The organism is Rhodococcus sp. RDE2 (assembly GCF_020885655.1).
GTDB lineage: Bacteria > Actinomycetota > Actinomycetes > Mycobacteriales > Mycobacteriaceae > Rhodococcus > Rhodococcus pyridinivorans.
This window is the reverse complement of sequence record NZ_AP025186.1, coordinates 3,535,467-3,562,317: the sequence shown is the minus strand read 5'-3', so window position 1 is coordinate 3,562,317 and position 26,851 is coordinate 3,535,467. Positions and strand designations below refer to the sequence as shown.

The 26,851-nt window shown below is 71.1% G+C and carries 22 protein-coding genes; 13 read left to right on the top strand and 9 right to left on the bottom strand.

Features of this window, described 5'->3' with window-relative positions; translation table 11 throughout:
* The first annotated feature begins 3 nt into the window (after window positions 1-3).
* The 4 genes from nirB (at window position 4) to LPH33_RS16585 (ending at window position 4,905) form a co-directional block, all read left to right on the top strand.
* Window positions 4-2,520, top strand: coding sequence for a nitrite reductase large subunit NirB (nirB, locus tag LPH33_RS16600; RefSeq protein WP_160874241.1), 2,517 nt, complete (start codon window positions 4-6; stop codon window positions 2,518-2,520).
* 89 nt (window positions 2,521-2,609) lie between these two features.
* Window positions 2,610-3,044 carry a nitrite reductase small subunit NirD gene (gene nirD, locus LPH33_RS16595; RefSeq protein ID WP_026061390.1) on the top strand — a complete coding sequence of 145 codons (435 nt, stop codon included), beginning with the start codon at window positions 2,610-2,612 and terminating at the stop codon, window positions 3,042-3,044.
* Window positions 3,041-4,180, top strand: coding sequence for a uroporphyrinogen-III synthase (locus LPH33_RS16590; protein WP_229565177.1), 1,140 nt, complete (start codon window positions 3,041-3,043; stop codon window positions 4,178-4,180). The genes nirD and LPH33_RS16590 overlap by 4 nt, the downstream gene beginning before the upstream one ends.
* Window positions 4,177-4,905 (top strand): sirohydrochlorin chelatase, encoded by a 729-nt coding sequence (locus LPH33_RS16585; RefSeq protein ID WP_088899757.1) that lies wholly within the window; start codon window positions 4,177-4,179, stop codon window positions 4,903-4,905. The genes LPH33_RS16590 and LPH33_RS16585 overlap by 4 nt, the downstream gene beginning before the upstream one ends.
* Before the next feature lies 1 nt (window position 4,906).
* On the opposite strand, the gene LPH33_RS16580 is transcribed toward LPH33_RS16585, so the two are convergent.
* Window positions 4,907-6,643, bottom strand: coding sequence for an NTP transferase domain-containing protein (locus tag LPH33_RS16580; protein ID WP_160874237.1), 1,737 nt, complete (start codon window positions 6,641-6,643; stop codon window positions 4,907-4,909).
* A 167-nt stretch (window positions 6,644-6,810) separates the two neighbouring features.
* Between LPH33_RS16580 and LPH33_RS16575 the strand changes: the two genes are divergently transcribed.
* From LPH33_RS16575 to LPH33_RS16565, 3 genes are read left to right on the top strand one after another with little or no spacing between them, the layout of a single operon-like run.
* Complete coding sequence (locus LPH33_RS16575; protein ID WP_037190656.1) at window positions 6,811-7,224, top strand: DUF6412 domain-containing protein; 414 nt, start codon at window positions 6,811-6,813, stop codon at window positions 7,222-7,224.
* The gene (locus tag LPH33_RS16570; RefSeq protein ID WP_229565175.1) at window positions 7,190-7,810 is read left to right on the top strand and encodes an ABC transporter ATP-binding protein; all 621 of its coding nucleotides are present in this window, start codon (window positions 7,190-7,192) and stop codon (window positions 7,808-7,810) included. The genes LPH33_RS16575 and LPH33_RS16570 overlap by 35 nt, the downstream gene beginning before the upstream one ends.
* Entirely contained in the window at window positions 7,801-9,165 is a 1,365-nt protein-coding gene (locus tag LPH33_RS16565; RefSeq protein ID WP_229565173.1) for a DUF6297 family protein, read from the top strand. Before LPH33_RS16570 ends, LPH33_RS16565 begins: the two co-directional genes overlap by 10 nt.
* Here LPH33_RS16565 and LPH33_RS16560 read toward each other — a convergent pair.
* A complete protein-coding gene (locus LPH33_RS16560) occupies window positions 9,124-9,465 on the bottom strand; it encodes an MGMT family protein (protein ID WP_016693359.1) in 342 nt (113 codons plus the stop codon). The two genes, LPH33_RS16565 and LPH33_RS16560, sit on opposite strands and share 42 nt — an antisense overlap.
* A gap of 3 nt (window positions 9,466-9,468) precedes the next feature.
* Window positions 9,469-10,290, bottom strand: coding sequence for an alpha/beta fold hydrolase (locus LPH33_RS16555; RefSeq protein ID WP_229565171.1), 822 nt, complete (start codon window positions 10,288-10,290; stop codon window positions 9,469-9,471).
* Between the two features lie 122 nt (window positions 10,291-10,412).
* On the opposite strand from LPH33_RS16555, the gene LPH33_RS16550 reads away from it, so the two are divergent.
* On the top strand, window positions 10,413-13,739 hold the full coding sequence (locus LPH33_RS16550) for an ATP-dependent helicase (protein ID WP_229568363.1): 3,327 nt from the start codon (window positions 10,413-10,415) through the stop codon (window positions 13,737-13,739).
* Window positions 13,736-17,092: an ATP-dependent helicase gene (locus tag LPH33_RS16545; RefSeq protein WP_160874233.1), complete on the top strand. Its 3,357-nt coding sequence runs from the start codon at window positions 13,736-13,738 to the stop codon at window positions 17,090-17,092. Before LPH33_RS16550 ends, LPH33_RS16545 begins: the two co-directional genes overlap by 4 nt.
* A 7-nt stretch (window positions 17,093-17,099) precedes the next feature.
* Here the strand turns inward: LPH33_RS16545 and LPH33_RS16540 are convergent, their stop codons facing one another.
* Complete coding sequence (locus LPH33_RS16540) at window positions 17,100-18,164, bottom strand: NAD-dependent epimerase/dehydratase family protein (protein ID WP_016693355.1); 1,065 nt, start codon at window positions 18,162-18,164, stop codon at window positions 17,100-17,102.
* A 60-nt stretch (window positions 18,165-18,224) separates the two neighbouring features.
* Entirely contained in the window at window positions 18,225-18,614 is a 390-nt protein-coding gene (locus LPH33_RS16535) for a MauE/DoxX family redox-associated membrane protein (protein ID WP_160874229.1), read from the bottom strand.
* A 120-nt stretch (window positions 18,615-18,734) separates the two neighbouring features.
* On the opposite strand from LPH33_RS16535, the gene LPH33_RS16530 reads away from it, so the two are divergent.
* Entirely contained in the window at window positions 18,735-19,823 is a 1,089-nt protein-coding gene (locus LPH33_RS16530) for a potassium channel family protein (RefSeq protein ID WP_026061388.1), read from the top strand.
* A 9-nt stretch (window positions 19,824-19,832) separates the two neighbouring features.
* Window positions 19,833-20,732: an NAD(+) diphosphatase gene (gene nudC, locus LPH33_RS16525; RefSeq protein ID WP_160874227.1), complete on the top strand. Its 900-nt coding sequence runs from the start codon at window positions 19,833-19,835 to the stop codon at window positions 20,730-20,732.
* 77 nt (window positions 20,733-20,809) lie between these two features.
* On the opposite strand, the gene LPH33_RS16520 is transcribed toward nudC, so the two are convergent.
* Window positions 20,810-21,064 (bottom strand): mycoredoxin, encoded by a 255-nt coding sequence (locus LPH33_RS16520; protein ID WP_016693351.1) that lies wholly within the window; start codon window positions 21,062-21,064, stop codon window positions 20,810-20,812.
* A gap of 110 nt (window positions 21,065-21,174) precedes the next feature.
* Between LPH33_RS16520 and LPH33_RS16515 the strand changes: the two genes are divergently transcribed.
* On the top strand, window positions 21,175-23,319 hold the full coding sequence (locus LPH33_RS16515) for an ATP-dependent DNA helicase UvrD2 (RefSeq protein ID WP_026061387.1): 2,145 nt from the start codon (window positions 21,175-21,177) through the stop codon (window positions 23,317-23,319).
* Window positions 23,320-23,336: 17 nt separating this feature from the next.
* Here the strand turns inward: LPH33_RS16515 and LPH33_RS16510 are convergent, their stop codons facing one another.
* The gene (locus LPH33_RS16510; RefSeq protein WP_016693349.1) at window positions 23,337-23,696 is read right to left on the bottom strand and encodes a VOC family protein; all 360 of its coding nucleotides are present in this window, start codon (window positions 23,694-23,696) and stop codon (window positions 23,337-23,339) included.
* A gap of 509 nt (window positions 23,697-24,205) precedes the next feature.
* On the opposite strand from LPH33_RS16510, the gene LPH33_RS16505 reads away from it, so the two are divergent.
* On the top strand, window positions 24,206-24,532 hold the full coding sequence (locus LPH33_RS16505) for a WhiB family transcriptional regulator (protein WP_051033099.1): 327 nt from the start codon (window positions 24,206-24,208) through the stop codon (window positions 24,530-24,532).
* 19 nt (window positions 24,533-24,551) lie between these two features.
* On the opposite strand, the gene LPH33_RS16500 is transcribed toward LPH33_RS16505, so the two are convergent.
* Entirely contained in the window at window positions 24,552-25,877 is a 1,326-nt protein-coding gene (locus LPH33_RS16500; RefSeq protein ID WP_088899421.1) for an ABC1 kinase family protein, read from the bottom strand.
* Entirely contained in the window at window positions 25,874-26,767 is an 894-nt protein-coding gene (locus LPH33_RS16495; protein WP_160874225.1) for a hypothetical protein, read from the bottom strand. The genes LPH33_RS16500 and LPH33_RS16495 overlap by 4 nt, the downstream gene beginning before the upstream one ends.
* Window positions 26,768-26,851: the final 84 nt, after the last annotated feature.

Here is a 26,851-nt window from a genome sequence, read left to right as displayed (position 1 = left end):
ATCATGAGCCGCAAGAACGTCGTCGTCGTCGGACACGGAATGGTCGCCCACCGCTTCGTCGAAGCCCTGCGCGTCCGCGACGAGCAGAACAGCTGGTCGGTGACCGTGCTCGGCGAGGAGGCCGACGCCGCCTACGACCGCGTGGGACTGTCGTCCTACGTCGGAGCCTGGGACCGCAAGGAACTCGCCCTCGCCGGAAACGACTACGCAGCAGACGATCTCGTCGACCTGCGTGTCGGCACCCGCGCCGTGGGAATCGACCGCGCGGCCCGCACCGTCACCACCGCCGGCGGCGACGTTCTACCCTACGACAGCCTCGTCCTCGCGACCGGCTCGTACCCCTTCGTGCCGCCGGTGCCCGGCCACGACCTGCCCGGCTGCTTCGTCTACCGCACGCTCGACGATCTCGACGGCATCCGCGCCGCCGCCGAACGCGCCAAGGCCGCCGGCCTCGCCGGCATCGTCATCGGTGGCGGCCTGCTCGGACTCGAAGCCGCCAACGCGCTGCGCCTGCTGGGCGTGACCCCACACGTCGTCGAGTACAACAACCGGCTCATGCCCGCCCAGGTCGACGAGGGCGGCGGCCGTGTCCTCGACCGTCTCGTCACCGACCTCGGCCTCGTCACCCACACCGGAGTGGGCACCGAGAAGATCGAGTCCGGACCGGACGCCCTGCAGGTGTCCCTGTCCGACGGGTCCGTCCTCGAGGCCGGGCTCGTGATCTTCTCCGCCGGCATCCGTCCCCAGGACGAACTCGCCCGCGAGGCCGGACTCGAACTCGGCGGCCGCGGCGGTGTGCTCACCGACCGCACCTGCCGGAGCACCTCGGACGAGGCCGTCTACGCCATCGGCGAATGCGCCGCCGTCGAGGGCACCTGCTACGGACTCGTCGCCCCCGGCTACAGCACCGCCGAGGTCGTCGCCGACCGGCTCGTCGGCGGCACCGCCGAGTTCCCCGGCGCCGACATGTCCACCAAGCTCAAGCTGCTCGGCGTGGACGTCGCGAGCTTCGGTGATGCCCACGCGACGACGCCCGGCGCCCTCGAGGTCGTGCTGTCCGACTCCGCGAAGGGCACCTACGCCAAGCTCGTCGTCTCCGACGATGCGAAGACCCTGCTCGGCGGCATCCTGGTCGGCGACGCCTCCGCCTACGGCACGCTGCGGCCGCTGGTGGGCCGCGAACTGCCGGGTGATCCGGCCACTCTGATCTCCCCGGTGGGGGAGAAGCCGGGCGCCGGTGCGCTGCCCGACGACGCCGAGGTGTGCTCGTGCAACGGTGTCACCAAGGGCGCGATCTGCGGCGCGATTTCCGAGGGTGCCTGGGACATCGCGCAGATCAAGTCGTGCACGAGCGCCGGCACCACCTGCGGCGGCTGCCTCCCGAGCATCAAGCAGCTGCTCGCCCAGTCGGGTGTGCAGATGTCGAAGGCCCTGTGCGAGCACTTCGAGCAGTCGCGCGCCGAGCTGTTCGAGATCGTCCAGGCCACCGGCATCCGCACCTTCTCCGCGCTCATCGCCCAGTACGGCACCGGACACGGCTGCGACATCTGCAAGCCGGTGGTCGCCTCGATCCTCGCGTCCACCGACTCCGACCACATCCTGCACCCGAAGCAGGCCGGTCTGCAGGACACGAACGACCACTTCCTCGCCAACATCCAGAAGAACGGCACCTACTCGGTCGTGCCGCGCATGCCCGGTGGCGAGTGCACCCCCGAGCAGCTCATCGTGATCGGTGAGGTGGCACGCGATTTCGGTCTCTACGTGAAGATGACCGGCGGTCAGCGCGTCGACCTGTTCGGTGCCCGCGTCGAACAGCTCCCGCAGATCTGGAAGCGTCTCGTCGACGCCGGCATGGAATCCGGCCAGGCCTACGGAAAGTCGCTGCGCACCGTCAAGAGCTGCGTCGGCTCCACCTGGTGCCGCTACGGTGTGCAGGACTCGGTCGGCATGGCCGTCGCCCTCGAACTGCGTTACCGCGGACTGCGATCGCCCCACAAGCTCAAGATGGGTGTGTCGGGTTGCGCCCGTGAATGCGCCGAGGCACGCGGCAAGGACGTCGGTGTCATCGCGACGGAGAACGGCTGGAACCTGTACGTGTGCGGCAACGGCGGCCAGTCGCCCAAGCACGCACAGCTCCTCGCCGGCGGTCTCGACGACGAGACCCTCGTCCGCTACATCGACCGGTTCCTGATGTTCTACATCCGCACCGCCGACCGCCTCCAGCGCACGGCTCCGTGGCTCGACGCACTCGAGGGCGGCCTCGAGCACCTCAAGGAGGTCGTGTGCGACGATGCGCTCGGCATTGCTGACGATCTCGAGGCCGCGATGGCCAAGCACGTCGAGGGCTACAAGGACGAGTGGGCGGGCGTCCTCGAGGATCCGGAGAAGCTGGCGCGGTTCGTCTCGTTCGTCAATGCGCCCGAGCAGCCCGACCCCACGGTCCGCTTCGACGACAGCGGCCCCCGCAAGGTCCCCGTCCTCGTGGGTATGCCGGGCATCGGACCCGGAACCGGGGCGTGACGACCGCTTACCCCGAGGGAACGAGCGGGTAACGCGCTCGAAACACCGGACACCCAAACTTCAGGACAGCAGTTTCAAGGAGGACAGCGATGACCGTCATCGAGACGCATACCGTAGGGGGATCGACGCGCGACAGCGTGTTCGACGGGCGACTGGAATGGACCTCGGCCTGTCCGCTCAGCCATCTCATTCCGGGCCGCGGCGTGGCCGTGTTGTTGCGCGGCGGCGAGCAGGTGGCGTTGTTCCTGCTCGACGACGGAACGCTGCGCGCAGTGGGCAACTTCGATCCGTTCGGCCGCGCCGCGGTGATGTCCCGCGGCATCGTGGGCGACCGGGCCGGAGAGCCCACCGTGGCGTCGCCGCTGCTCAAGCAGGTCTTCTCCCTCGACGACGGCCGATGCCTCGACGATCCGTCGGTGCGTCTGCCCGTCTACGAGGTGCGCGTGTGGGCGGGAGTCGTCCAGATCCACAGCCTCGTCCCGCGCGACCAGCGGCGCGAGGGTGCGACCGGAGAGGGTTCGTGAGCGACGACACCGCGCCGTTGCGGGGATTCACCATCGGCGTGACGGCGGCTCGGCGCGCCGACGAGTTCGCCACGCTCCTCACCAGGCGTGGGGCCGAGGTCGTGCACGCCCCCGCCATCCGCATCATCCCGCTGTCCGACGACGACGAACTCGAGCGCGTCACGCGCTGCATCGTCGCGCAGCCCCCGGACATCACGATCGCCACCACGGCGATCGGGTTCCGCGGGTGGATGGGTGCAGCGGAAGGCTGGGGACTCGCCGACGACCTCGCGCAGGCACTCGGCTCGAGCCGGATCCTTGCCCGTGGCCCGAAGGTCACGGGCGCGATCCGGGCCGCCGAACTCCGCGAGGAGTGGTCTCCCTCCTCGGAATCGTCCGCCGAGGTGCTCGAGCTCCTGCTGAAGGAGGGCGTCGCCGGCCGCCGCATCGCGGTGCAGCTGCACGGTGAGCGCACCGAGTGGGAACCCGGCACCGACGTGTGCGAGGCACTGCGCGCTGCGGGTGCCGACGTCGTGCCCGTCCCGGTCTACCGCTGGACCGCCCCCGAGGACCTCACCGCGCTCGACCGGATGATCGAGCAGATCGTCGAACGCGGACTCGACGCCGTGAGCTTCACCAGTGCACCGGCCGTCGCGTCGATGCTCATGCGGGCCAAGGAGACCGGCTGGCTCGAACCGATGCTGCGGTCGTTGCGTACCGGCGTCACCGCGGTCTGCGTCGGTCCCGTCACGGCGGCGCCGCTCACCGAACTCGACGTGCCCGTCAGCATGCCCAACCGATCCCGGCTGGGTTCGCTCGCCCGGCACATCGCCGAGGAACTGCCCCGGCGGGCCGTGCGCATCGAGGCCGGCGGTCACGTGCTCAGCCCGCGAGGGCGCTGCGTGATCGTCGACGGCACCGTGCGGTGCCTTCCCCCTGCCGGGATGGCCCTGATGCGCACGCTCGTCGCGCGCGCCGGTCTCGTCGTCTCCCGCGAGGAACTCCTCGCCGCACTGCCCGGTGGTGGCGGCGACACCCACGCCGTCGAAACCGCGGTCGCCCGGGTGCGCTCGGCTCTCGGCGCACCGGCGATCGTGCAGACCGTCGTCAAGCGTGGCTACCGCCTCGCCGTCGACCCGGAAGGAATGCATCCATGACCGGTACACACACCGACCCGGCGCTGCTGCTCGTCGCGCACGGCACCCGCAATCCGCGCGGCGTCGACATGATCGCGGCGCTCGCCGAGGCCGTCTCCTCCCGCGTCGGCCCCACCCGCGTCGCCTTCGTCGACGTCCTCGGACCGTCGCCCTCGGAAGTCCTGCGCGACACCGACCGGCCGACCGTGCTCGTCCCCGCCTTCCTCGCCTCCGGCTACCACGTGCACACCGACGTTCCGCGCGAGGTCGCGGCCGGCGGGAACGACGCGGTGACGATCACCCCCGCGCTCGGCCCCGACCCTGCTCTCGCCCGCGTCCTCGTCGAGCGGCTGCGGCAGGCCGGCTGGGTCGAGGGCGACGACGTCGTTCTCGCAGCCGCCGGCTCGTCCGACCCTCGCGCCCGGCGCGACGTCCAGGTGACGGCCCGCATGGTCTCGTCGCTCGTGCAGACCCCGGTGCGGGTCGGATGGATCGCCACCGGCGAACCGCGGGTCGCGACCGTCGTCGACGAGGTCCGCGCCGGTGGCGCACGCCGGGTGTTCGTCGCGTCGTATCTTCTCGCCGACGGTCTGTTCCACCGTCGCCTGTCGGAGGTCGGTGCCGACGGCGTCGCTGCGCCGATCGGTGTCGCCGAACCCGTCGTCGACCTCGTGGTCCGGCGCTACCGCTCCGCCGTCGACGCGTTGCGTCTCGCGCCTGTGGCAGCGGCTCGCCACCGCGCCTGAATCAGCGGGGGAGCGGCAACAATTCGACGCGATCGCCGTCCGCCGCTCCCGGCGGCACCACGGCGATCGCGGTGCGCCCGATGAGGCCGGCGAGATGTGCCGTGCGAATCGTGTTGTCGCACAACCATCGTCCCTGCGCGTCCTGGCGGGCGGGCAACAACCGCGTGATGTCGCCGACGACCTCCGAGGCGTTCGCCAGCGGAGCGGTCACAGGAGTCGCCGGCGTGCGGAGGGTGCGGCCGTCGGCGATCGCAGGCAGCATCACCAGCAGGGTCGCCACCGCCGCCACCGGATTCCCGGGCAGTCCCAGCACGGCACGCCCGTCCGGCAGCGTCGCCGCGACCTGCGATCCGCCGGGCTTGCACCGGACCCGTTCGACGACCACCTGCGCGCCGGCCCGCGCCAGCGCACCGCGCAACTGGTCGGCGGCGCCACCACCCGTCGCACCCACGATGACGATCGCATCGGCATCGGTGCCCGTGAACAACGCGTCGAATCCGTCCGCGGTGTCCCGGAGATGTCCTTCACCGACCACCGTGGCGCCGCACCAGCGGACGAGGTCGGGGAGTACCGGACCCAGCGAGTCGCGGGTCTGCCCCTCGCGCAGAGGGCCGGTGCGGCGGATCTCGTCGCCGGTGAGCACGATGTGCACCCGCAGGGGACCGCGCACCCGAAGTTCGGTGACCTCACCGCTGGCGGCCGCGGAGACGACCGCCGGGCTCACGGCGGTGCCCGCCTCGGCGAGGACCGTCCCCGACTCCCAGTCCTCCCCGCGGCGACGCGCGTCGTCGCGCACGGGGGCATCGGGCAGTCGGGTGACGAGACCGCCCTCCACGCGGACGAACTCGTCGCGCACGACGGCGGTCGCGCCTGCCGGCAGGTGGGCGCCCGTCGCGATCCGGGCGGCTTCCCCGTCGCCGAGCGTGAGCGAACCTCCGTCGCCCGCATAGCGAATCTCGTTGCGCAGCACCCACGGTCCGTCGCCGGCCACCGCGTAACCGTCCATGGCCGAGGTGCGTACGCGAGGCAACGCCTCCGCCGCGACGAGTGGCGCCGCCAACGTGGCGTCCCGCGCCTCCTCGACCGGTACGGTACGGGAAGGCAAGGGTGACAACGCTTCCCGCAGAATCCTGCGTGCATGGTCGGGATCGGTGGCCACACGGGTGGTCGTGGACCCGGCGCGCGCTGCCTCCAGATCGGCCGGGGTGTCGCAGTCGGTCGACTCGGACACCGCGACGGTGACGTACCGCTCGGGCAGCAACGCCTTCATGGGCCGGTTCGCGACGTCCCCACCGAGGGAGTCCAGACGCGCGGCCAGCGCAGGTGTCCGCCACGCCGCGAGCAGGAACTGCACCCGTCCGGTGTCGTCCACCGCGAAGGCCGCCTCGGCCGCCGCATCCTCGTTCAGGGCTTCGAGCAGGGCCGCGACTGTCTTCGGGGTGACGAACGGAAGGTCGGCGGCGAGAGTGACCACGAGATCGGCGACCGGATCCGCCGCTGCCAGCGCCGCGACCGGACCCGCACCGGGCGGTGTCTCCTGGATCTGCAGCACGTGCGGGTCGAGATCGTCGCGGTGCGGACCCACCACGGTCACCCGCGCGCATCCCTCGACCGCGCCGAGGGCGGTGTCCAGCATCCTGCGGCCGCCGACGGTCAGAGCGGGCTTGTCGACGCCTCCCATCCGGGTCGCGCGGCCTCCCGCGACGATCACGGCTTCGACGTGGGTGAGCGTGCTCATGTCTTCATGCTGCCTCATCCGCCCCGCTCGTGAGCGCCCGCACTCGCCGTGCTGTAACCGATCGCACTGCCGTGTCCGGCACCGATCGCACTGCTGTGTCCGGCATCAATCGCACTGCGGTGTCCGACGTACTGCCGCATACATGTGGCGCGGATAGACTGCGCGGTATGTTCTTCGGCTGGCGGAACGGCGCGGCGGTGTTCGTCGTCCTCCTGTCCTGGCTCGTCGCCGCGGTCGTTCCGGTCACCGCAGGCTCCACCGCCGACACTGCCGGCCTGCTCCTCGGCCTGTTTGTGGTGGTCGTCGCGGCACTCGCGTTCGTCGCTGCCGCCGAGGATCCGCTGTTCGCCTTCGGTCGCAGCATCCGCGGCCCGACCTCCGAGGAACGACGTCTGCGCGGCGGGTTCCGCCGCCACTCCCATCCTGACACCGCCGGACGGCCACGTCCGCGCTCACCCGGTTCCGTCCTCGCCCTCGACACTCCGTCCGACGAGGAACTCCGGGAGATCTTCCATGTCCGATCCCTGCCCCCACGGCACACCCGCCGTGTCCGTCCGAAACGCCCACCGCTCGTTCGGTGACCTGACCGTCTTCACCGGGGTGGACATCGACGTCGCCCCCGGCCGATGTTGCGCCGTGGTCGGTGCGAACGGCACCGGTAAATCCACCCTGCTCGGATGCGTCGTCGGCGTCGACCGACTCGACGACGGCGTCGTCGAGATCCACGGCGTCCCCGTCGACGAGAGCTCGCCGACGCTGCGACGGCAGGTCGCCGCAGTTCTCGGCGAGGTCGCGACGTTCGCGCATCTCACCGCACACGAGCACCTGCAACTCGTCGCCACCGGTCACGGTGTGACCGACCCGTTCGACGCGGCGACACGGGTCCTCCAGGAGGTCGGTCTCGCTGCGTCGGTCGATCGACTGCCGCCGACCTTCTCGAGCGGGCAACGCCGCCGGCTCGCCCTGGCTTCCGCATTGGTACGCCCACGACGACTGCTCGTGCTCGACGAACCCGAACAGCATCTCGACGATGCCGGTCGCCGATGGCTGGCGTCCACGCTGGAGGCCGAGAAGCGCGCCGGTGGAACCGTGCTGATGGTCTCGCACGATGCCGTGTTGGTGGATGCGGTCGCCGACCAGGTGGTGGATGCGGACCGATGGCGCTGACCGGAACCGTCCGCGGCGCGCGTGATCTCCGCGCGCTCCGCCACGCCTTCGAGCGCCGGCACGCTCCGCTCGCGGATCGTCCGGCCCTCGCTGTGCTGGTCCTCCTCGGTCTGTACGTGGGCGGGGGGCTGGCGTGGTGGTTGTTCTCCCTGCCGTCGACGACCTTCGCGTGTGCGGACCCGATCGTGCGCGATCCGGCGTGCACCTCGGCGTGGGGATGGACGGTCGTCGCGATCGCGGTCGCTGCGGGGACGGCGTCCGCTCGGACCGCAGGCCCGGTGACGTGCGGTGCCGAGACGGCGTTCTGGCTGCTGTCCACGCCGGTGGATCGCGGTGCGGCACTCCGGCCGAGGGTTGCGGCGCTCCTGATCTGCGGTGCGATCGCGGGTGCTCTCGTGGGCCGGTTCGCGACCTTCGTGACCGCGCCGGAGGGACGCGTCGCGTTCACATGTCTTGCCGCCGCTCTCGGTGTCGGTGCCGTCGCCCTTCCGATGCTCGTGCAGTGCCGGGTACTCGCGCCCGCGGTCGTGCGGGTCGTGATCGGGCTGTGCCTCGTCGCCGTTCCGGGCGTGGTGACGGTCGCCGCCGTCGGCGTCGCGGTGTCACCGCCGGGACCGTTGTTCGTGGTGGGAGCATGGATCGTCGTTGCGGCACCGGCGGTCTCGGTATTGCATCGGTGCGGCAGGATCGCTGCACCGGAGTGGAGGGTGGGATCGGACACCGCGGTCGGTGCTTCGGCCGCGCTCACGGCACTCGATCCGTCGCTCCTGACAGGCGTGGTCGAGCGGAAGGCGTGGCTGCGCATCGGATCCCGCCACTCGCGGCCCTTGCCGCGCCACCCGACCGCGGCACTGGTCCGTTCCGATCTGCTCCGCCATGTCCGTAGGCCCGCACCCGCGCTCGTCGCGTGCGTCGCGCTGCTCGGCGTCGCGGTGGCGGTGTCGGTCGCGTCGCCGCCCGCCGCGGCCGTGGTTCAGCTCGTCACCGTCTTCACGATGGCGACGATCCTCGCTACGGGTCTGCGCGACGTGAGCCGCGATCCCGATTTCGCCGTCCTGTTCGGTACGAGGGACACGCACCTGCGTCTCGCGCTCTCCGTCGTCCCGGGGTCGGCCGCGGTCGTTGCCGGTGCCGTGACAGGGTTCGTCGGGAGTGCGTCGGTGGCGAGCGTCGTGATCGGGCTCGCCGGTGGGTGCGCGGCCGCCTATCGGATGCGCACGCGACCGCCGATCGGGTACGACGGCCTGCTCCTCGAGACGGCCGTCGGACAGATTCCGGTCGATCTGCTCCGGCAGTGGGCGCGGGGACCGGACCTACTCGTCGTCTGCGCGTGGCTCGTCGCCGTGATCGCCTGAGTCCGGCGGGAACCGGTGCCGAGCACGGGCGAGATCGATCCGGTCGCCGGAGATCGGGACGTCCTCGAGTTCGAGGCGCGCGAGTTGCCGCCGTGCGAGGTGCGCGGCCGGTCGCCCGGACGCGGGGACCACGCGGTGCCACGGCAGGTCGCCGGAATCGGTCCGCATGATCCATCCGACGGTGCGCGCACTCGACAGGCCCGCGGCGCCGGCGATGTCACCGTAGGTCACGACCCGGCCCGCGGGCACGGAGGCGACGAGTTCGCGAACCCGCTCGATCTGCTCGTCCGTGGTGACCACCGGCTACACCATCCGGGCCACGAGTTCGGCGGTCTCGGCGGGACGCGCCTGGTCGATCATGTGGTTGCAGTCGAATTCGAGGAGGGTCAGGTCGTCGCCGAGCCGCTCCGCGAGGTCGCGACGGAAGTCCGCCGTGGTGTACGGGGGCCGGACCTTCCCGGCCTGCACGAGGATCGTCGGGATGCCGGACGGCGGCAGGACGGGTCCGCGGGCGAGCTCGCCCCACGAGGCGACCAGGGCCGGTACGCACACCCGCCAGCCGACGCGCCCCGAGTCCAGCTTCACGAGATGTTCGGCGATCTCCTCGTCGAGCAGCTCGGGTGCCACCTCACTCCAGTCGCCGTGGACCTTCTCCGCACGGGCTTCGGCCTCGTCCGTGTAGTCGGGATGACGGTGGGTGAGGTCGGCGATCTCGAGCATCCGGCCGGCCGGGAGACCGATCGCCGGGTCGAGGAGCACCAGCGCCCGCACCCGGTCGGGCACCGCGGCGGCCAGGTGCAGCGCGAGGGCGCCGCCGAAAGAATGCCCCACCACGGTGACGGGACCGGTGGTGTGCGCGTCCAGCACCGCCGTCAGGTCGGCGACGTGGGCTTCGAACGACCACGGGGGAGTCCACGGGGAGCGTCCGTGTCCGCGCAGGTCGGGGGCGACGAACCGCAGGTGGGGCAGGTGCCGCTCCGCGAGGTTCCGCCAGCGCCGGCCGTGACCGGTGAGGCCGTGCAGCGCGAGGACCTCCGGTCCGTCGTCGGGCCCGAACAGATGGGTGTGCAGAAGCTCGGTGGCACTCACGCCGACCACTATCGCAGTCGTCGTGGCGCCACGCATCGCGCACCGGACCTGTCGTACCGATCTGGTGGGATGGGGTCATGCTCGACGTCGACACCGGCATCCCCGACCTGCACCCTCCACGGCCGCAGGTCACCGACCTGCCCGCCACCGTCTCGCGCATGTCCGAACCGCAGATCCCCGATCGCGTCCGTCGCCCGGCCGCGCGCCTGGTGCGCAGGTCCGCCGAGGCGCCGGTGGCCCGCGAATGGCCCGACGACGTGCGCGCGCTGTTCGACGACGCCCCTCCCGCCCTCCGCTGGCGTCCGTGGCAGGTCCTCGGCGGTCCCGGCACGGGCAAGACGTCCCTGCTCGTCGATCTCGCGGTCCACCGCATCGCAAGCGGCGCCGATCCCGAGTCGGTGCTGATCCTCACGCATTCGCGGCGGGCCGCCACCGCCGTGCGCGAGGCGATCACGGCCGGTCTGATCGCCCTCGGCGACGGCGCTGTACCCCGCGCGACACGCGAGCCGCTCGTCCGTACCGTCCACTCCTACGCCTTCGCGGTGCTGCGGTTGCAGGCCTCGGCGCACGGCAATCCACCACCGCGCCTGATCACCGGCGCCGAACAGGACGCCGTGCTGCGCGAACTGCTACGCGGCGACATCGACGACGGCGCCGGAATGTGGCCCGAGCGGTTGCGTCCGGCACTGGGCATGACGGGCTTCGCCGTCGAACTGCGCGACCTGATGCTGCGCGCCAACGAGCGCGGTCTCGGCCCCGAGGATCTGGTCGCGCTCGGGGAGCGCCGCAATCGACCGGAGTGGGTCGCGGCCGGGCGTTTCGCGGAGCGCTACGAACAGGTGATGCTGCTGCGCGGCGCCGTCGGTCTCGAAGCTCCGGAGGCCACCGCTCCGGCACTCGACGCGGCCGAGCTGGTCGGTGCGGCGCTCGCGGCGTTCGCGACCGATCCCGATCTGCTGGCCGCCGAGCGCGGCCGGATCCGCCATCTGCTCGTCGACGACGCCCAGCACCTCGATCCGCAGGCCGCCGACCTGGTCCGCGTGATCGGTACCGGCACCCGCACGAGCACGATCGCCGGCGACCCCGATCAGGCCGTCTTCGGCTTCCGCGGCGCCGACACCTCCTTCCTCGAGAGCCTCGGCGAGGCCGACGGATCGCGCCGGATCGTGTTGGGGGTCAACCATCGTGCCGCTCCCGAGGTGGCGTCCCTCGCCGACGGGATCGCCCGCAGACTGCCGGGCCTGCCACCGCACCGGGGTACGGCCGGGCACCGCGTCGAGGAGAGCGATCCAGGGCAGGTCCGCGTGGCGGTGTGCTCGTCGCAGGCCAAGGAGGCGGCACTGGTCGCCGACACCCTGCGCCGGTCCCATCTCGTCGACGGTGTGCCGTGGTCGCGCATGGCGATCGTCGTGCGGTCCGTGCCGCGGGTACTCGCGCCGCTGCGTCGCGCGCTGCTCGCGGCGGGCGTCCCGATGACGACCGCCGCGTCCGAACTCCCGCTGGCCCGCCAACACAGCGTCGCAGGCCTGCTCCTCGTGCTGCGCGCGGTGTCCGACAGCGGCTTCGAAGGCGACGAAGCGCTCGCCCTGTTGTCCGGGCCCATCGGCGGTGCCGAACCCGTCGCGCTGCGGAGACTGCGGCGTGGCCTGCGACGGGTCGAGCTCGCGGCGGGCAACGACCGCGACTCCGCCGAACTGCTGCGCATCCTGCTCACCGAGAGCGACGACACCGCCGAGAACGCGCACCTGATCCGCGGGCTGACCGACGTCGAGGCGGCACCGCTGAAGAAGGTGCTCGGTGTGCTGCGCAAGGCCCGCTCGGCGGCGCTGCGCGGGGGCGGTCTCGAGGACGTGCTGTGGGAGGCGTGGCAGGCCACCGGACTCGAACGGCGATGGGCCGCCGCGTCGGCCTGGGGTGGGCCGATCGGGGCGCAGGCCGACCGCGATCTCGACGGAGTGGTGGCCCTGTTCGACGCTGCCGCCGACTACGTCGACCGTCTGCCCCGCGCACACATCGCCGGGTTCGTCGACTACCTCACCGAGCAGGAGATCCCCGCCACGTCCCGCACCCGCGTCGCCGCCGAATCCGAAGCGGTCACGGTCGTCAGCGCGCACTCCGCCGCAGGCCGCGAATGGGACGTCGTGGTGGTCGCCGGTGTCCAGGAGGGTCTGTGGCCGAGCCTGCGCGCCCGCGGCACCCTGCTCGGCATCGAAGCCCTGATCGACGCCGTCTCCGGCGCCGACGGCGGCGACGAGGCCGGTGCACGACTCTCGCGCACCGCACCGCTGCTCGCCGAGGAGCGACGCCTGTTCCTCGTGGCGTGCAGTCGCGCCCGCACCCACCTCCTGGTGACCGCCGTCGATTCGGTGAGCGGCGACAGCGAACTGGTCCGTTCCCGTTTCGTCGACGAACTGCGCGGTGTCGGTACCGACGACCTCGATGCGGCCGACGACCTTCTCGCCGAACCGGTGCCCGACGAGGTCCGCACCCGCGTGCTGGCCCTGCCCGCCCTCGTCGCCGAACTGCGCAGCGTGGTCTGCGATCCGGAGATCGCCGAGACCGAGCCCGAACGGCAGCAGCGCGCCGCCCAGCAACTCGCGCGGCTCGCGCGCGCCGGGGTCCGCGGCGCCCACCCCGACGACTGGTACGGCACGGCCGATCCCAGCACCGCCGACCCGCTGTGGGATCCCGACGACGACGCGGTGCGGTTGTCGCCGTCCACGGTCGAGCAGCTCACGACCTGCCCGCTGCGGTGGATGTTCGAGCGCCACGGCGGTTCCGACGGCGAGAACAGCCACGCCGTCACCGGCACCCTCGTGCACACCCTCGTCCAGGCGCTCGCCGGGCGGATCCCGCCCGACCGCATCGACCAGGCCCTCGAGAAGGCCTGGGACTCGGTCGATCTGGGCGCCGAATGGTATGCCCGCCGCGAGCTCGAACGCACCCGCCGCATGCTCGACACCTTCTCGACGTGGCTGCAGGGCACGCGTGGGGAGCTCACCGAGATCGGCGTCGAGATCAAGGTCGACGGCATCCTCGAACCCGATTCCGACGACAAGCCCCGCGTGCGGCTCCGCGGTCGTATCGACCGGCTCGAACGCGACGCCGAGGGCCGCCCGGTCGTCATCGACGTCAAGACCGCGAAGAACCCGGTGTCGAAGGACGCCGCGCGCGATCATGCCCAGCTCGCCGCCTACCAAGTGGCCGCGGCGGCCGGCGCGATCGAGGGTGAACCGGCATCGGAGCCCGGTGGCGCGCGCCTGGTCTTCGTGGCGAAGCCCCACAACAAGGAAGGTGCGACGCAGCGCGTGCAGCCGCCCCTCGACGAGGACGGTCTCGCGCAGTGGCGGGAGATCATCCACGACGCCGCGGCCGCAACCCGCGGCCCGCGCTTCGTCGCGAGGGTCAACGACGGGTGCCGGCACTGCCCGGTGCTGTCGAGCTGCCCGGCGCACGACGAAGGCAGGCAGGTGACAGGGGAATGAGTGCACCACGGGTGACCGCGAAGCGCCTGGCGGAGGCACTGGGACAGTTGCCGCCGACGGCCGAACAGGCCGCCGTCATCGAGGCCCCGCCCGGCCCGATGCTGGTCGTCGCCGGGGCCGGGGCCGGCAAGACCGAGACCATGGCCGCGCGGGTGGTGTGGCTCGTCGCCAACGGTCTCGTCGAACCCGAGCAGGTGCTGGGCCTGACCTTCACCCGCAAGGCCGCGCAGCAGCTCACGGCCCGCATCCGGGCGCGCCTGGCCAAGCTCGCCGGATCGGCGCTCCTGCGCGACCTCGACCCGAGCGGTGGGCTGCGCGCGCGGATCCTCGGCAGCGAACCCGAGGTGAGCACGTACCACGCGTACGCCGGCCGCCTGCTCACCGAGCACGGTCTGCTGCTGCCCATCGAACCGTCGGCGACCCTGCTGTCCGAGACCGAGCTGTGGCAGGTCGCGCACCGCGTGGTCAGCTCGTGGGACGGCGAACTCGACACCGACCGCAATCCCGCATCGGTGACCGAGGCCGTTCTCGCCCTGTCCGGCCAGCTCGCCGAGCACCTCGTCGAGCCGGATCTGCTGCGCGACGCCCACCTCGAACTCGAACAGCTCGTGCACACCCTCCCGCCCGGCCCGGGGCAGCGCGGAGCACCGTCGAAGACGCTGCTCGGCTACCTCGAGACCCAGCACGCGCGGTTGCAGTTGCTTCCGCTCGTCGAACGGCTGTCCGAGACGCTGCGCCGCGAAGGTGCCCTCGACTTCGGGAGCCAGATGTCGCTCGCCGCGCGGGTCGCCCGCGCTCACCGCGAGGTGGGAGCCGGTGAGCGGGAACGATTCCGGGCCGTGCTGCTCGACGAGTACCAGGACACCGGGCACGCCCAGCGCGTGTTGCTCGCCGCCCTGTTCGGCGGTGGTGCCGATCCCGGCCTCGCGGTCACCGCGGTCGGCGATCCCATGCAGTCCATCTACGGCTGGCGCGGCGCGTCGGCCGCCAACCTGCCGCGGTTCGCGACCGACTTCCCAGCGGCCGACGGCGAACCGGCACCCACCCGCGAACTGCTCACCAGCTGGCGCAATCCGCCGCAGGCCCTCGAACTGGCGAACGTCTCGTCCGAACCCCTGCGCGATCGCGGAGTGTCGGTCAGCCGGTTGCGTCCCCGCCCCGACGCGACCGCCGGCGACGTCCGCCTCGCGCTGCACTCCGACGTCGCGGTCGAACGCGACTGGGTCGCCGACCGGATCGCCGCCGAGTACGCCGCCGCCCGCGAGGCCGGACGCAAACCCCCGACCGCGGCGGTCCTCGTCCGCCGCAACGCCGACGCCGCGCCGATCGCCGAGGCGCTGCGCGCCCGCGACCTTCCGGTCGAGGTCGTCGGCATCGGCGGGCTGCTGCACACGCCGGAGGTCGCAGACGTGCTCGCGATGCTGCGTCTCGCGGCCGATCCGCTGGCCGGGAGCGCGGCCGTGCGGGTGCTCACCGGCGCCCGCTGGCAACTCGGTGCCGCCGACCTGAAGGCGCTGTGGGAGCGCGCCCAGGAACTGGCCATCGCGGGACGTTGGGGTGTCGCCGGTGCGGTGACCGATCCCGACGCGCTCGAGGACGCCCTCGATTCGGCGCTGCCCGGTGAGTACGCCGACCAGGCCGGTCTCGCCGACGCGATCTCCGATCCCGGCGACAGCAGCCGCTATTCGGAGTTCGGCTACGCGCGCATCGTCGCGCTGGGGCGCGAGCTGACCTCCCTGCGCGAGCGGCTCGGCCAGCCGCTCACCGAACTCGTCGCCGAGGTCGAGCGTGTGCTCGGGATCGGCATCGAGACCGAGGCCCGCGTGGGCAGCCGGCGTGGTGTCGCCGGCCGCGAGCATCTCGACGCCTTCGCCTCCGTCGTCGCGTCCTACGCAGGGCGGACCAACGCGACCCTGCCCGGTCTGCTGTCCTACCTTGCGGCTGCGGAGGAGATCGAACAGGGGCTCGCGCCCGGTGAGGTGGAGGTCGACCCCGACCGGGTGCAGGTCCTCACCGTCCACTCGGCGAAGGGTCTCGAATGGGAGGTCGTCGCCGTCCCGCACGTCGCCGCCGGAGTCTTCCCGTCGTCCACGGCCGCCGCGACCTGGCTCGGCTCGACGACCGAACTGCCCCCGCATCTGCGCGGCGACCGGGTGCTGCCCGACGACGATCCGGGCAGCACCGACGGTGTGCCCGTGCTCGACCTCGACGACGTCTCCGACCGCAAGATGCTCGAGCGGGCCATCGACGCCAACAAGGACGCGCTCAAACGCCGCAAGCTCGACGAGGACCGCCGGTTGTTCTACGTCGCTCTCACCCGCACCGAACGAGCACTGTTCGTCTCCGCCCACCACTGGGCCGATACCGGATCCGAACCGAAGGGGCCCTCGCCGTTCCTCGAGGAACTGCACGAGATCGTCACGGCCCGGCCCGAACTCGGTGTGGTCGACCACTGGGCTCCGGAACCCGAACCGGAGGAGGAGAACCCGCTCACGGCCTCACCCCGCAGCGCACTGTGGCCGCGCGACCCGCTCGGTGCGCGGCGCACCGAGGTCGAACGCGGCGCGGCACTGGTCCTCGCCGAGTTCGACCGGACCGACCTCCCGACCGAGTACGACGACGATCCCGACGAGTGGGCCACCGACGTCGATGCGCTTCTGGCCGAACGCGAACAGCGTGCCGAGCAGAGCGCCGAAGTGGTGCTGCCCGCACAGCTGTCCGTCAGTCAGCTCGTCGATCTCGCCACCGATCCCGACGCTCTCGCTGCTCGTCTGCGTCGTCCGTTGCCGTTCCGGCCCAATCCGCTCGCACGTCGCGGCACCGCCTTCCACGCGTGGCTCGAGCGCAGATTCGGCGCGACACGCCTGCTCGACCTCGACGAGCTTCCCGGCGCCGACGACGAGGACGGCGACGATTCGCACTTCGACCGGCTCCAGGAGGCGTTCCTGCGGTCGAAGTGGGCATCACGCAACCCCGTCGAGGTCGAGGTGCCGTTCGAAACGGCCCTGGGCGGCACCGTGATCCGCGGACGCATCGACGCCGTCTTCGAGGATCCGGACGGCGGTTGGACGGTCATCGACTGGAAGACCGGCGCCGAACCGGAAGGCGAGAAGCTCGCCGCGGTGGGTGTGCAGCTCGCCGCCTACCGGCTCGCCTGGGCCCAGTTGATGGCGGCGCGGACCGAGCGGTTCACCGGCCGGCCGGCCGAACTGCCGCTGCACAAGGTCCGAGCGGCCTTCCACTACGTCCGCACCGGACGCACCGTCGCACCCGAGGAACTGCCGAATGCGGCGATGCTCGAACGCCTCGTGCTCGAGGCGGGAAATCTGCGAGGGCGTGCCGACGGCGAGTGACGCGGACTCAGGGGCGCTGCCCCACACCGGTGGCCACCTCGTGTGCCCGGCGGCCGGCGGTGTCAGGTGCCAGGGGAGCGGTGGGCATCCCGGCTCCCTCGCGGAGGCCCGACAGGAATTCCTCGAGGATCTCCGGCGGCGAATACTGCGGTTCCCAGCCCAGTTCGGTGCGGGCGCGCGTGCTGTCGAGCAGCGGAAGTTGCAGCACGGTGTCGAGCAGGCCGGGCGAGGCCGGAACGAGATGCGCGTGCCACGCCGCCCGCACGGCCTCGCGGAGTGCCGCGCGCGGCACCGGAATCTTCCTGGCAGAGAACATCTCTGCCAGGAACGCGCCGTCCACGGGTGGTTCCGTGGCGAGGTTGAACGCGCCGCGGACGGGCCGGACGGTCGCACGGACGAAGGCGTCGGCCACGTCGCTCGTGTGCAGCACCTGGGCACGCAGATCCTCGACCAACGGCATCACGGGGAGCAGTCCGCTGCGCAGCAGGTTCCCCGGGAGCAGGGGGCCGACGAACAGGCGTCGCTGCGAGGTCGCCGATTCGCGCTTGAAGATGAAGTAGGGACGCATCCGCACGACGCGCGTCTCCGGTGCCCGCAGTTCGAGGGTGTCGAGAAAACGTTCCAGATAAGACTTCTCGCGGGGATAGGCGGCACCCGGCCACCCGTGTGTGGGCCAGTCCTCGGTGACGCGATCCGTCGAGCTTCCGGGCGAATAAGCCGCGACCGACGACGAGTAGATCAGCGCGGGAACCTTCTCCGCGGCCGCCGCCTCGAAGACCGAGATCGCGCCGAGCACATTGTTCTCCCAGGTCACCTCCGGACGGTGCGTGGGCTGGAACAGCCACGACAGGTGGATCACCGCGTCGGCACCCCGCACGATCGGGCGGAAGTCGTCGGTGGTGGTGTCGGCGACCGTGAACGTCGCCTTGGGGGACGTCCACTCCGTCGGTCGTCGCGCGACGCCGACGATCTCGGCGACGGCGGGTTCGCGCCCGAGCGCCTCGACGATCCCGGTTCCCAGATTGCCGGTCGCGCCGACGACGACCACCTTCAGACCACGTGCGGTGTCCATACCGACGCATACCCGCTCGCTGTGACCTCAATCACCGCGGGTGAACGGTAGGTGGATCGTTCAGCGAACCGCGGTGCGGCGGACCTTCAGTGCCTCGGTGACGAGCGGGATCTGCAGCGGGAGCCGGGCAAGCGACACCGCCTTGGCGGCGGGGGAGAGCTTCGGGCTGCGCAGCCACGTCACGGCCATCTGCACGTTGGCGGGGAAGACCGCCAGGAACAGCGCCGCGGCCAGGGAACCGCCGAGGCGTCGGGTGCGGGGCACGGCGAGCGCGCCGGCGACGGCGATCTCCGCGACCCCCGAGGCGTAGGTGTAGGTGCGGGCATCGCCCGGCAGGGCGCGGGGCACGATGCCGTCGAACGGTTCCGGTCGCACGAAGTGCAGGACCCCGACGCCGAGGAGGAGACCTGCCAGCCGGATCGCAGAGCGCTGCGACGCTTTCGTGGACATGCGTGCCAGACTAGCGCGCGGCGGTAGGCTGCGATCCGGTATCGAGGCGGTCCGCCCGGTGCCGCGACGGCGGAGGGCGGCCTCCGGCGCAGGTCGACAGCAGGAAGGTGGGACACCGCGATGCCCGGGAGGTTGCGTGCGCGGTTCAGCCGCTCCGATCAGCTCACCGAGCGCCCCGACTTCGCGCTCGTCGGTGTGCTGCGCGTACCGCAGGAGCAGACGAGTCCCGGCTTCGCGATCGCGCGTCGCATCGGCTACGCCTTCGCTGCGCTGATCCTCGCGGTTCTCGTGGTCTACCTCGACCGCGACGGCTACCGCGACTCGCAGGGCAGCGAACTGTCGCTGCTCGACTGCATCTACTACGCCACCGTGTCGCTCTCGACCACCGGTTACGGCGACATCACCCCCTTCACCCCCCAGGCGAGACTGATCAACATCCTGGTGATCACTCCACTGCGGGTGTTCTTCCTCATCGTGCTGGTCGGTACCACGCTGTCGGCACTGACCGAGAGTTCCCGGCAAGCATTCAAGATCCAGCGTTGGAGGCGCCGCGTGCGTAATCACACCGTCGTCATCGGCTTCGGTACCAAGGGCCGTACCGCGGTCGACGCGATGCTCGGCGACGGAGTCCCGCCGTCCGAGATCGTCGTCGTCGACACCGATCCGGTCGTTCTCGAGTCCGCCGCAGGGCAGGGACTCGTGACGGTCCAGGGTTCGGCGACGAAATCCGATGTGCTCCGCCTCGCCGGAGTGCAGCACGCAGCCGCCGTGATCGTCGCCGCGAACCGAGACGACACCGCGGTACTCGTGACCCTCAGCGCCCGCGAGATCGCTCCGCGCGCGAAGATCGTCGCCGCGATCCGCGAGTCGGAGAACACCCACCTGCTGCGTCAGTCGGGAGCCGACTCGGTGGTCATCTCGTCGGAGACGGCGGGTCGCCTGCTCGGTATCGCCACGACCACGCCGAACGTCGTCGAGATGATCGAGGACCTGCTCACCCCGGAAGCGGGATTCGCCATCGCCGAACGCGACGTCGACCCCAGCGAGGTCGGGGGATCCCCGCGGCATCTCAAGGACATCGTCCTCGCCGTCGTCCGCGACGGACGGATGTGGCGGATCGGTTCGCCCGAGGTCGACGCGCTCGAAGCGAACGACAAGCTGCTCTACATCCGCCTGGTGGGTTCGCCGCCGGGCGCCATGCGTGGCTAGGGTGCTGATGTGACCGGTTTCGCTCTGTCGGGTACCCCGCTGCTCTCACGTACCGTCGTCGACCGGGCGGAGGAACTGCGTAAGGACGAGGACGCCCTGCGCGCCGGCTGGGCCGACGCGAAACTTCTGCGGGTCGACCGGCGTAACCAGGTCCGTGTCTCCGACAGTGCGCTCGTGCTCGGTGAGGCGTCCGAACTCGGCCCCGAACCGGTCGAGGGCGCGATCTTCCTGGGTATCCGCGACGGACACCACGTCTGGGCGACCCGCGTCCTGGCGCAGACGGGCACGGTGGCCGATCTGCGGCGCGTCGGCGAGCGTCTCGACGATGCCGACGCCGACCTGATGGTCAGCGCGGTCGCGTTGCTGAACTGGCACGACAACGCCGGCTACAGCGCGGTCGACGGCTCACCCACGCGCCCGACGATGTCCGGCTGGTCGCGGATCAGCACCGAGACCGGGCACGAGGAGTTCCCTCGCACCGACCCCGCGATCATCTGCCTCGTGCACGACGGACACGATCGGGTGCTGCTCGCCCGCCAGCCGGTGTGGCCCGAGCGGCGCTTCTCCGTGCTCGCGGGCTTCGTCGAAGCCGGTGAGTCACTCGAATCGTGCGTGGTGCGGGAGATCCGCGAGGAAGTCGGTGTCGAGGTGCGCGACGTGCGGTATCTCGGCAGTCAGCCCTGGCCGTTCCCGCGGTCGCTCATGCTCGGATTCGCGGCGATCGCCGATCCCGAGCAGGCGCTGGACTTCCGCGACGGGGAGATCACCGAGGCACGGTGGTTCACCCGCGAGGAGGTCCGTGCCGCGCTGGCGACGGGTGACTGGGCCTCCGCCGAGGACGCCCCGCTGTTGCTGCCTGGCTCGATCTCCATCGCGCGCGGGATGCTCGAAGGCTGGGCCAAGGAGTAGAAGGCCTGGAGTAGAAGCCCGGGCACGAGAGAGGCCGGCCGCGGCGGACGCGACCGGCCTTTCCGAACGAGCAGGAACTACAGACCCAGAGCGCGCTGGACCTCGGCGAGCGACGGGTTGGTGGCGGTGCTGCCGTCGGCGAACTTGACGGTGGGCACCACGTGGTTGCCGTTGTTGACGCTGCCGACGAACTCCGCGGCGGCCGGATCCGACTCGATGTCGATCTCGGTGTACGCGATGCCGTTCTGGTCGAGCTGGGTCTTCAGCCGCCTGCAGTAACCGCACCAGGTGGTGGAGTAGACGGTCAGGGCGGGTGCGTCGGTGGTCGTCATGTCTTCGAGAACATCACAGCCGTCGAACATGTTCCGCGACCGGGGTGGGCTGTGGTCCTCACCACAGCGGGCGAGGTCACCGGTGGGCTGCGCTGTCGGCGGTCGCTGTCATGATGGAGGCCATGTGTGCGGATGTGGTGGACGGTCTCGACCCCGAGCAGGCAGCAGCGGTACTCGCCCCACGCGGGCCGGTCTGCGTGCTCGCCGGTGCCGGCACCGGCAAGACCCGCACCATCACGCGCCGCATCGCCCACCTCGTCTCCGCCGGTCACGTCTCCGCGAGTCAGGTCCTCGCCGTCACCTTCACCGCCCGCGCGGCAGGGGAGATGCGCTCACGCCTGCGCGCCCTGGGTATCGGCGGCGACGGCACGCAGGTGCAGGCCCGCACCTTCCACGCCGCGGCGCTGCGGCAGCTGCGGTACTTCTGGCCGCAGGTCGTCGGCGACACGCCGTGGCAACTGCTCGACCGCAAGTTCGCGGCCGTCTCGCAGGCGGCGCACCGGTGCGGCTTCCCGACCGACACCGACACCGTGCGCGACCTGCTGTCGGAGATCGAATGGTCCAAGGGCACGCTCGTCGCACCCGAGGACTATCCCGCCGCGGCCGCCCGCGCCCACCGCACCCCACCGGCCGACCCCGAGCGGGTCGCGCGTGTCTACGAGACGTACGAGCAGCTCAAGACCCGGTCGGGCGACGGGATGTATCTCGACTTCGACGACCTGCTGCTGCACACCGCGGCGGCCCTCGAGGACAACCTCGCGGTGGCCGAGGAGTTCCGCGACCGCTACCGCTGCTTCGTCGTCGACGAGTACCAGGACGTCACGCCGCTGCAGCAGCGCGTGCTCGACGCATGGCTCGGCGAGCGCGACGATCTCACGGTGGTCGGCGACGCCAACCAGACCATCTATTCGTTCACCGGCGCCACCCCGAAGCACCTGCTCGACTTCTCGCGCCGGTTCCCCGACGCCACGGTCGTGCGCCTCGAACGCGACTACCGCTCCACCCCGGAGGTGGTCGACCTCGCCAACCGCGTGATCGGTGCGGCGCGGGGCCGCATCGCCGGCACCCGGCTCAAGCTCGTCGGTCAGCGTCCGTCCGGGCCGGAGCCCACCTTCGCCGAGTTCGACGACGAACCCGCCGAAGCCCAGGCGGTTGCCAAGGCCGTCGCGAAGCTGATGGGCAAGGGGGTCCCGGCGGCCGAGATCGCGGTGCTCTACCGCATCAACGCCCAGTCCGAGGCCTACGAGCAGGCGTTCACGCAGGCAGGAATCCCGTACCAGGTGCGCGGCGGCGAAGGCTTCTTCAACCGCGCGGAGGTCCGGCAGGCGGTCAACGCGCTGCGCCAGGTGGGTACGCGTGACGACCTGCCGGAGGACGCCGGTCGCGGTGCCGGGCTGCTCAGCCTCGTCCGGGCCACCCTGGTGCCGCTCGGCCTGACCGACACCGAACCGGTGGGCGCGCAGGCACGCGAGCGCTGGGCGTCGCTCGTCGCGCTCGTGCAGCTCACCGAGGAACTGCTCGAGCACGAACCCGACCTCGATCTGCAGGGTCTGCTGCGCGATCTCGCGGCCCGTGCCGAAGCGCGCCAGCCACCGACCGTCCAGGGCGTCACGCTCGCGTCGCTGCACGCGGCGAAGGGCCTCGAATGGGACGCCGTCTTCCTCGTCGGACTCACCGACGGCACCCTGCCGATCACCCACGTCACCGGCGACAAGGACACCCCACCCGACGAGGCCGGCATCGAGGAGGAACGGCGGCTGCTCTACGTCGGCGTTACCCGTGCCCGCGTGCACCTGCAACTGTCGTGGGCGTTGTCCCGCACGGCGGGCGGTCGCCGGTCGCGGCGACGCTCCCGCTTCCTGCACGGGCTCATCCCCGACAGTTCACCCGCGTCGAAGATCGCCGAACCGGCCTCCCCGCGGAAGAAGCGCCCGCAGTGCCGTGTCTGCGGCAAGCCGCTCATGGGCACCACCTCGACCATGCTCGGCCGCTGCGAGGGCTGCCCGTCCGATCTCGACGAGAACCTGCTCGTCGCGCTCAAGGAATGGCGCCGGGAACGCTCGAAGGAGATGAAGGTTCCGGCCTACGTCGTCTTCAGCGACAACACCCTCGTCGCGATCGCCGAACAGCAGCCGCGCGACGATCGTGCGTTGGTTGCCATCCCGGGGATCGGAGCGAAGAAGCTCGAGCAGTACGGCGCCGACGTGCTCGCCCTCGTGCGAGGGGAGCGCGCCGTCGACACTCTCGACCTCTGAGGACTACCCGGCGGGGATCACTCGGCGCACAGGCAGAAGTAGTGCCCGGCCGGATCGCGGAACACCCGGAAGGTGGTCTTGTTCGAGCCGTCGTCGGCGCGCAGCGCGTCGAGCCCGAGGACGAGACGTTCGGCCTCGTCGAGGTCGGGTACGTGGAAGTCGAGATGGGCGTGCACACCGTCGGCGGGCCAGTGCCGCGGCGTGAAGTCGGGATCGCGCTGGAACGCGATGGCCGTCGAGTCGTCACGGGCGAGTTCGACCCAGTCCTCCCGCTCGTTGGTGATCGTCCATCCGAGCAACCGGCGGTAGAAGTCGGCGAGCGCGCGCGGATCCGGGCAGTCGAGGACGGGCAGGAATCTCGTGGTCGCGAGGGACATGCCCTCCGACTGTAGTGCCGGGACGAAGAACGCGGCACGAAACCGCAGGTAGAAAATAACTTGTGCCGATCGTGTCCACGAATCTAGGCTGGATGACGATGTCACGGGAGACGGCCCGTGCGCGACGAGAAAGTGAGGTGGCCCCGATGCTCGGCTTCGATGCTCTTGCAGCGACAGCGGCCCCTCGTGTCGCTGTGGCCGCCGCTACCACTCACATCGCCACACCTGTGGCTCGTATCGCCGCCACCCCTGTGGCTGCCGAAGTGGTAGCCGCGCCGCGTGCACGCCGACGTGTGTACGCCGCCGCCGTCTCGTCCGTGGTCGGAAGTCGATCGGGAAGTATCTCCCGGTAGACCTTCGTCTCCTCCAGGCCACGGACCCCGCCCAGCGGACCGTGGCCTTTCTCGTTCTCCGGCCGGGTTCGCATCGCATTCCACCGAACCAACGAAGGAGCTCACGTGCCGAGCGAATACCCGTCGAGCCTGTCGAACCGAACGGAAGGAGACGAGATGCGTCGTACCGACATCCTGTCGCGCAGCGACACTTTCGCGGTGTCACGCGACGACCGCGACCGCGACACCCTGCCGTGCCACGACAACGACCCCGACCTGTGGTTCGCCGAGACCCCGGCCGATCTCGAGTATGCCAAGACGCTGTGCGCGGGCTGCCCGGTGCGTGCCCGGTGCCTCGACGCCGCTCTCGAGCGGGAGGAACCCTGGGGCGTGTGGGGCGGGGAGATCATCGACCGTGGTGTCGTCGTGGCCCGCAAGCGGCCGCGGGGCCGGCCTCGGAAGAATCCGCTGCCCGAACCCCGCAAGGAACTGGTCTGTGCGTGAATACGGTTGCCCGGCTTCGTCACTCCTCGACGAAGCCGGGTAGCCATTCGCTGAGGATGCGCATGTACGGTGCCTCGGCGTCGAGCTGAGCGCAGATGCCGACCGAACCGAGCAGTACCCGGAACACACTCACGTACTCGGGCGGAAGGTTCAGCGTCCGGGCCGTCTTGAAGGTGGAACTCGAGAAGTCCGTGGCCGTGCCCGCCACCCGCTGCAGCCATGCGCGGGTGAAGTGGAACGACTCGGTGTGGATCGGATCGGTGAACGGCCGGAGGTAGTCGGCGATCTCCTCGTCGGTGACCGTGCGGCCGGGCAGCACGAACTTGTTGTCGTAGAGCAGCCGGGTGAGTTCGTCGAAACGCTCGTCGAGGGCGAGCCGGACCATCCGTCCGAGCACCGGCGGGAAGCCGTCGGGCATCGCTGCCGTGGCCCCGAAGTCGATGACCCCGAGACGGCCGTCGTCGAGCAGCATGAAGTTGCCCGGATGCGGGTCGCTGTGGAGCAGACCGGCCCGTGCGGGCGAGCAGAAGTGGAACTCCGCGAGCAGCGCACCGGCCCGGTTGCGCTGCTCCCGCGTACCACCGCTGATGATCGCCGACAGCGGAGTGGCCGAAAGCCATTCGGTCACGACGACCTTCGGTGCACTCGCGACGACACGCGGGATCAGGAACTTCTCGTCGCCGGCGAAGGCCTTGGCGAAGGCCCGCTGGTTGTCGGCCTCGATCCGGTAGTCGAGTTCTTCCTCGGTGCGTGCGGACAACTCGTCGAGCAGCGCACGCACATCGGCGCCCGGCATCATCGTGGCGAACAATCCGGCGAACCGGGACAGCGTGCGCATGTCGGCGCGCAGTGCCTCGTCGGCGCCCGGGTACTGGACCTTCACCGCGACCTCGCGTCCGTCCGACCACACGGCCCGATGCACCTGGCCGATACTGGCCGACGCGACGGGCACGTCGTCGAACGACTCGAAGCGCTCGCGCCACTTCGTGCCGAGTTGCTGGTCGAGCACGCGGTGCACGGCCCGGGCGGGCAGGGGAGGGGCCTCGGCCTGCAGTTTGGTGAGCGCCTCCCGATACGGCTCGGCGAACTCCTCCGGGACGGCGGCTTCCATCACGCTCAGGGCCTGGCCGAACTTCATGGCGCCGCCCTTGAGTTCGCCCAGCACGCTGAACAACTGTTCGGCGGCCTTCGCCGTCATCTCGGCGTCGATCTCCTCCCGATCTCCACCGGCGAGCCGACGACCGAAACCCACGGCAGCGCGCCCGGCGATTCCCAGAGGAATGCTCGCGAGCTTGGCAGTGCGGGACGAGCTTCTGCGAGGGATGTCTGGCACGCCCCCCATCATGCCTGACCGACCCGAGCGACGGCCGAGCAGTCGCACCGGGGATGACGGAACCACCGACGCGTGACGATGCGGTGGGATCGTAGGTCCAGTTCGAGCGTGCGATCGACCGCCGGAGTCACCGACGGATCGGCGGAGAGGAACGCCTCGATCTGGCCGACGGCCATCGCCGCGGTCGCCGACGTCACCGCCCGGCCGGCGTGGCCCTGCCGCCCGTACAGCTGACTCGCCAGCCGTGGCCAGGACGGATCGAGATCGGTCCGCACGAGATCGGCGCAGCGCAGGCAACTGCTCCGGCCGGGGAGTACGAACGGCCCGACGATGCCGCGTCCGTCCCTGATCCGCACCGCGAGATGAGGGATCCCGGCCCGTACGAGCATGCTCACGAGATGGGGGTCGGGCACCTGGCCGTCGGCAAGGACGACGCAGTCGGCCGGACCCTGCGGTTCGTCACCGGACGACGAGCGCACCCACCGCACGTCCCACACCGGGAGATCGTCGACGATCGCCGAGGCGAGCGGACCCGAGCCGTGGACCCGCACCCGCCGCGGTCGCGCCGGACCGACCGGCGACGAGGGGACCTGCCGGACCGCGCCCGTGGCGGTGAGCTCGTCGAGCACCTGGCGCACCCGTCCCGACGGAAGCCCACGCTCGGCCGCGGCGTCGAGCACCTCGTCGAGGGTGAGCCGGCCGTCGAGCAGCCGGACGAGAACGCCGAGGTCGAAGCTGTCCATGCCTTCGGGTGGCAGGACGACGGTCGCGGTGCCGGGACCCCAACCGAGCTGGATCGAGCCGTCGGACCGTTCGAGCACGGCCAGTTCGGGATCGACCCGGAGAACCGCCGCCTCGGGCGGCGCAGGATTCGTGGTCGTCTCGCGCGATGCGGTGATCATGGAGACAGACTGACAGCACCCGCGCCCGTGGACGGCTCACGAGGAGCAGTTGTCCACAGGCGCGGGTGCCTCTGTCGGGTCGTT

What these genes read in the sequence shown, in the direction of transcription:
- nirB (WP_160874241.1), top strand. Translation starts at nt 4, where the DNA reads ATGAGCCGCAAGAACGTCGTCGTCGTCGGACACGGAATGGTCGCCCAC.
- nirD (WP_026061390.1), top strand. Translation starts at nt 2,610, where the DNA reads ATGACCGTCATCGAGACGCATACCGTAGGGGGATCGACGCGCGACAGC.
- LPH33_RS16585 (WP_088899757.1), top strand. Translation starts at nt 4,177, where the DNA reads ATGACCGGTACACACACCGACCCGGCGCTGCTGCTCGTCGCGCACGGC.
- LPH33_RS16580 (WP_160874237.1), bottom strand. Translation starts at nt 6,643, where the DNA reads ATGAGCACGCTCACCCACGTCGAAGCCGTGATCGTCGCGGGAGGCCGC.
- LPH33_RS16575 (WP_037190656.1), top strand. Translation starts at nt 6,811, where the DNA reads ATGTTCTTCGGCTGGCGGAACGGCGCGGCGGTGTTCGTCGTCCTCCTG.
- LPH33_RS16565 (WP_229565173.1), top strand. Translation starts at nt 7,801, where the DNA reads ATGGCGCTGACCGGAACCGTCCGCGGCGCGCGTGATCTCCGCGCGCTC.
- LPH33_RS16555 (WP_229565171.1), bottom strand. Translation starts at nt 10,290, where the DNA reads ATGCGTGGCGCCACGACGACTGCGATAGTGGTCGGCGTGAGTGCCACC.
- LPH33_RS16550 (WP_229568363.1), top strand. Translation starts at nt 10,413, where the DNA reads ATGTCCGAACCGCAGATCCCCGATCGCGTCCGTCGCCCGGCCGCGCGC.
- LPH33_RS16545 (WP_160874233.1), top strand. Translation starts at nt 13,736, where the DNA reads ATGAGTGCACCACGGGTGACCGCGAAGCGCCTGGCGGAGGCACTGGGA.
- LPH33_RS16540 (WP_016693355.1), bottom strand. Translation starts at nt 18,164, where the DNA reads ATGGACACCGCACGTGGTCTGAAGGTGGTCGTCGTCGGCGCGACCGGC.
- LPH33_RS16535 (WP_160874229.1), bottom strand. Translation starts at nt 18,614, where the DNA reads ATGTCCACGAAAGCGTCGCAGCGCTCTGCGATCCGGCTGGCAGGTCTC.
- LPH33_RS16530 (WP_026061388.1), top strand. Translation starts at nt 18,735, where the DNA reads ATGCCCGGGAGGTTGCGTGCGCGGTTCAGCCGCTCCGATCAGCTCACC.
- LPH33_RS16520 (WP_016693351.1), bottom strand. Translation starts at nt 21,064, where the DNA reads ATGACGACCACCGACGCACCCGCCCTGACCGTCTACTCCACCACCTGG.
- LPH33_RS16515 (WP_026061387.1), top strand. Translation starts at nt 21,175, where the DNA reads ATGATGGAGGCCATGTGTGCGGATGTGGTGGACGGTCTCGACCCCGAG.
- LPH33_RS16510 (WP_016693349.1), bottom strand. Translation starts at nt 23,696, where the DNA reads ATGTCCCTCGCGACCACGAGATTCCTGCCCGTCCTCGACTGCCCGGAT.
- LPH33_RS16505 (WP_051033099.1), top strand. Translation starts at nt 24,206, where the DNA reads ATGCGTCGTACCGACATCCTGTCGCGCAGCGACACTTTCGCGGTGTCA.
- LPH33_RS16500 (WP_088899421.1), bottom strand. Translation starts at nt 25,877, where the DNA reads ATGATGGGGGGCGTGCCAGACATCCCTCGCAGAAGCTCGTCCCGCACT.
- LPH33_RS16495 (WP_160874225.1), bottom strand. Translation starts at nt 26,767, where the DNA reads ATGATCACCGCATCGCGCGAGACGACCACGAATCCTGCGCCGCCCGAG.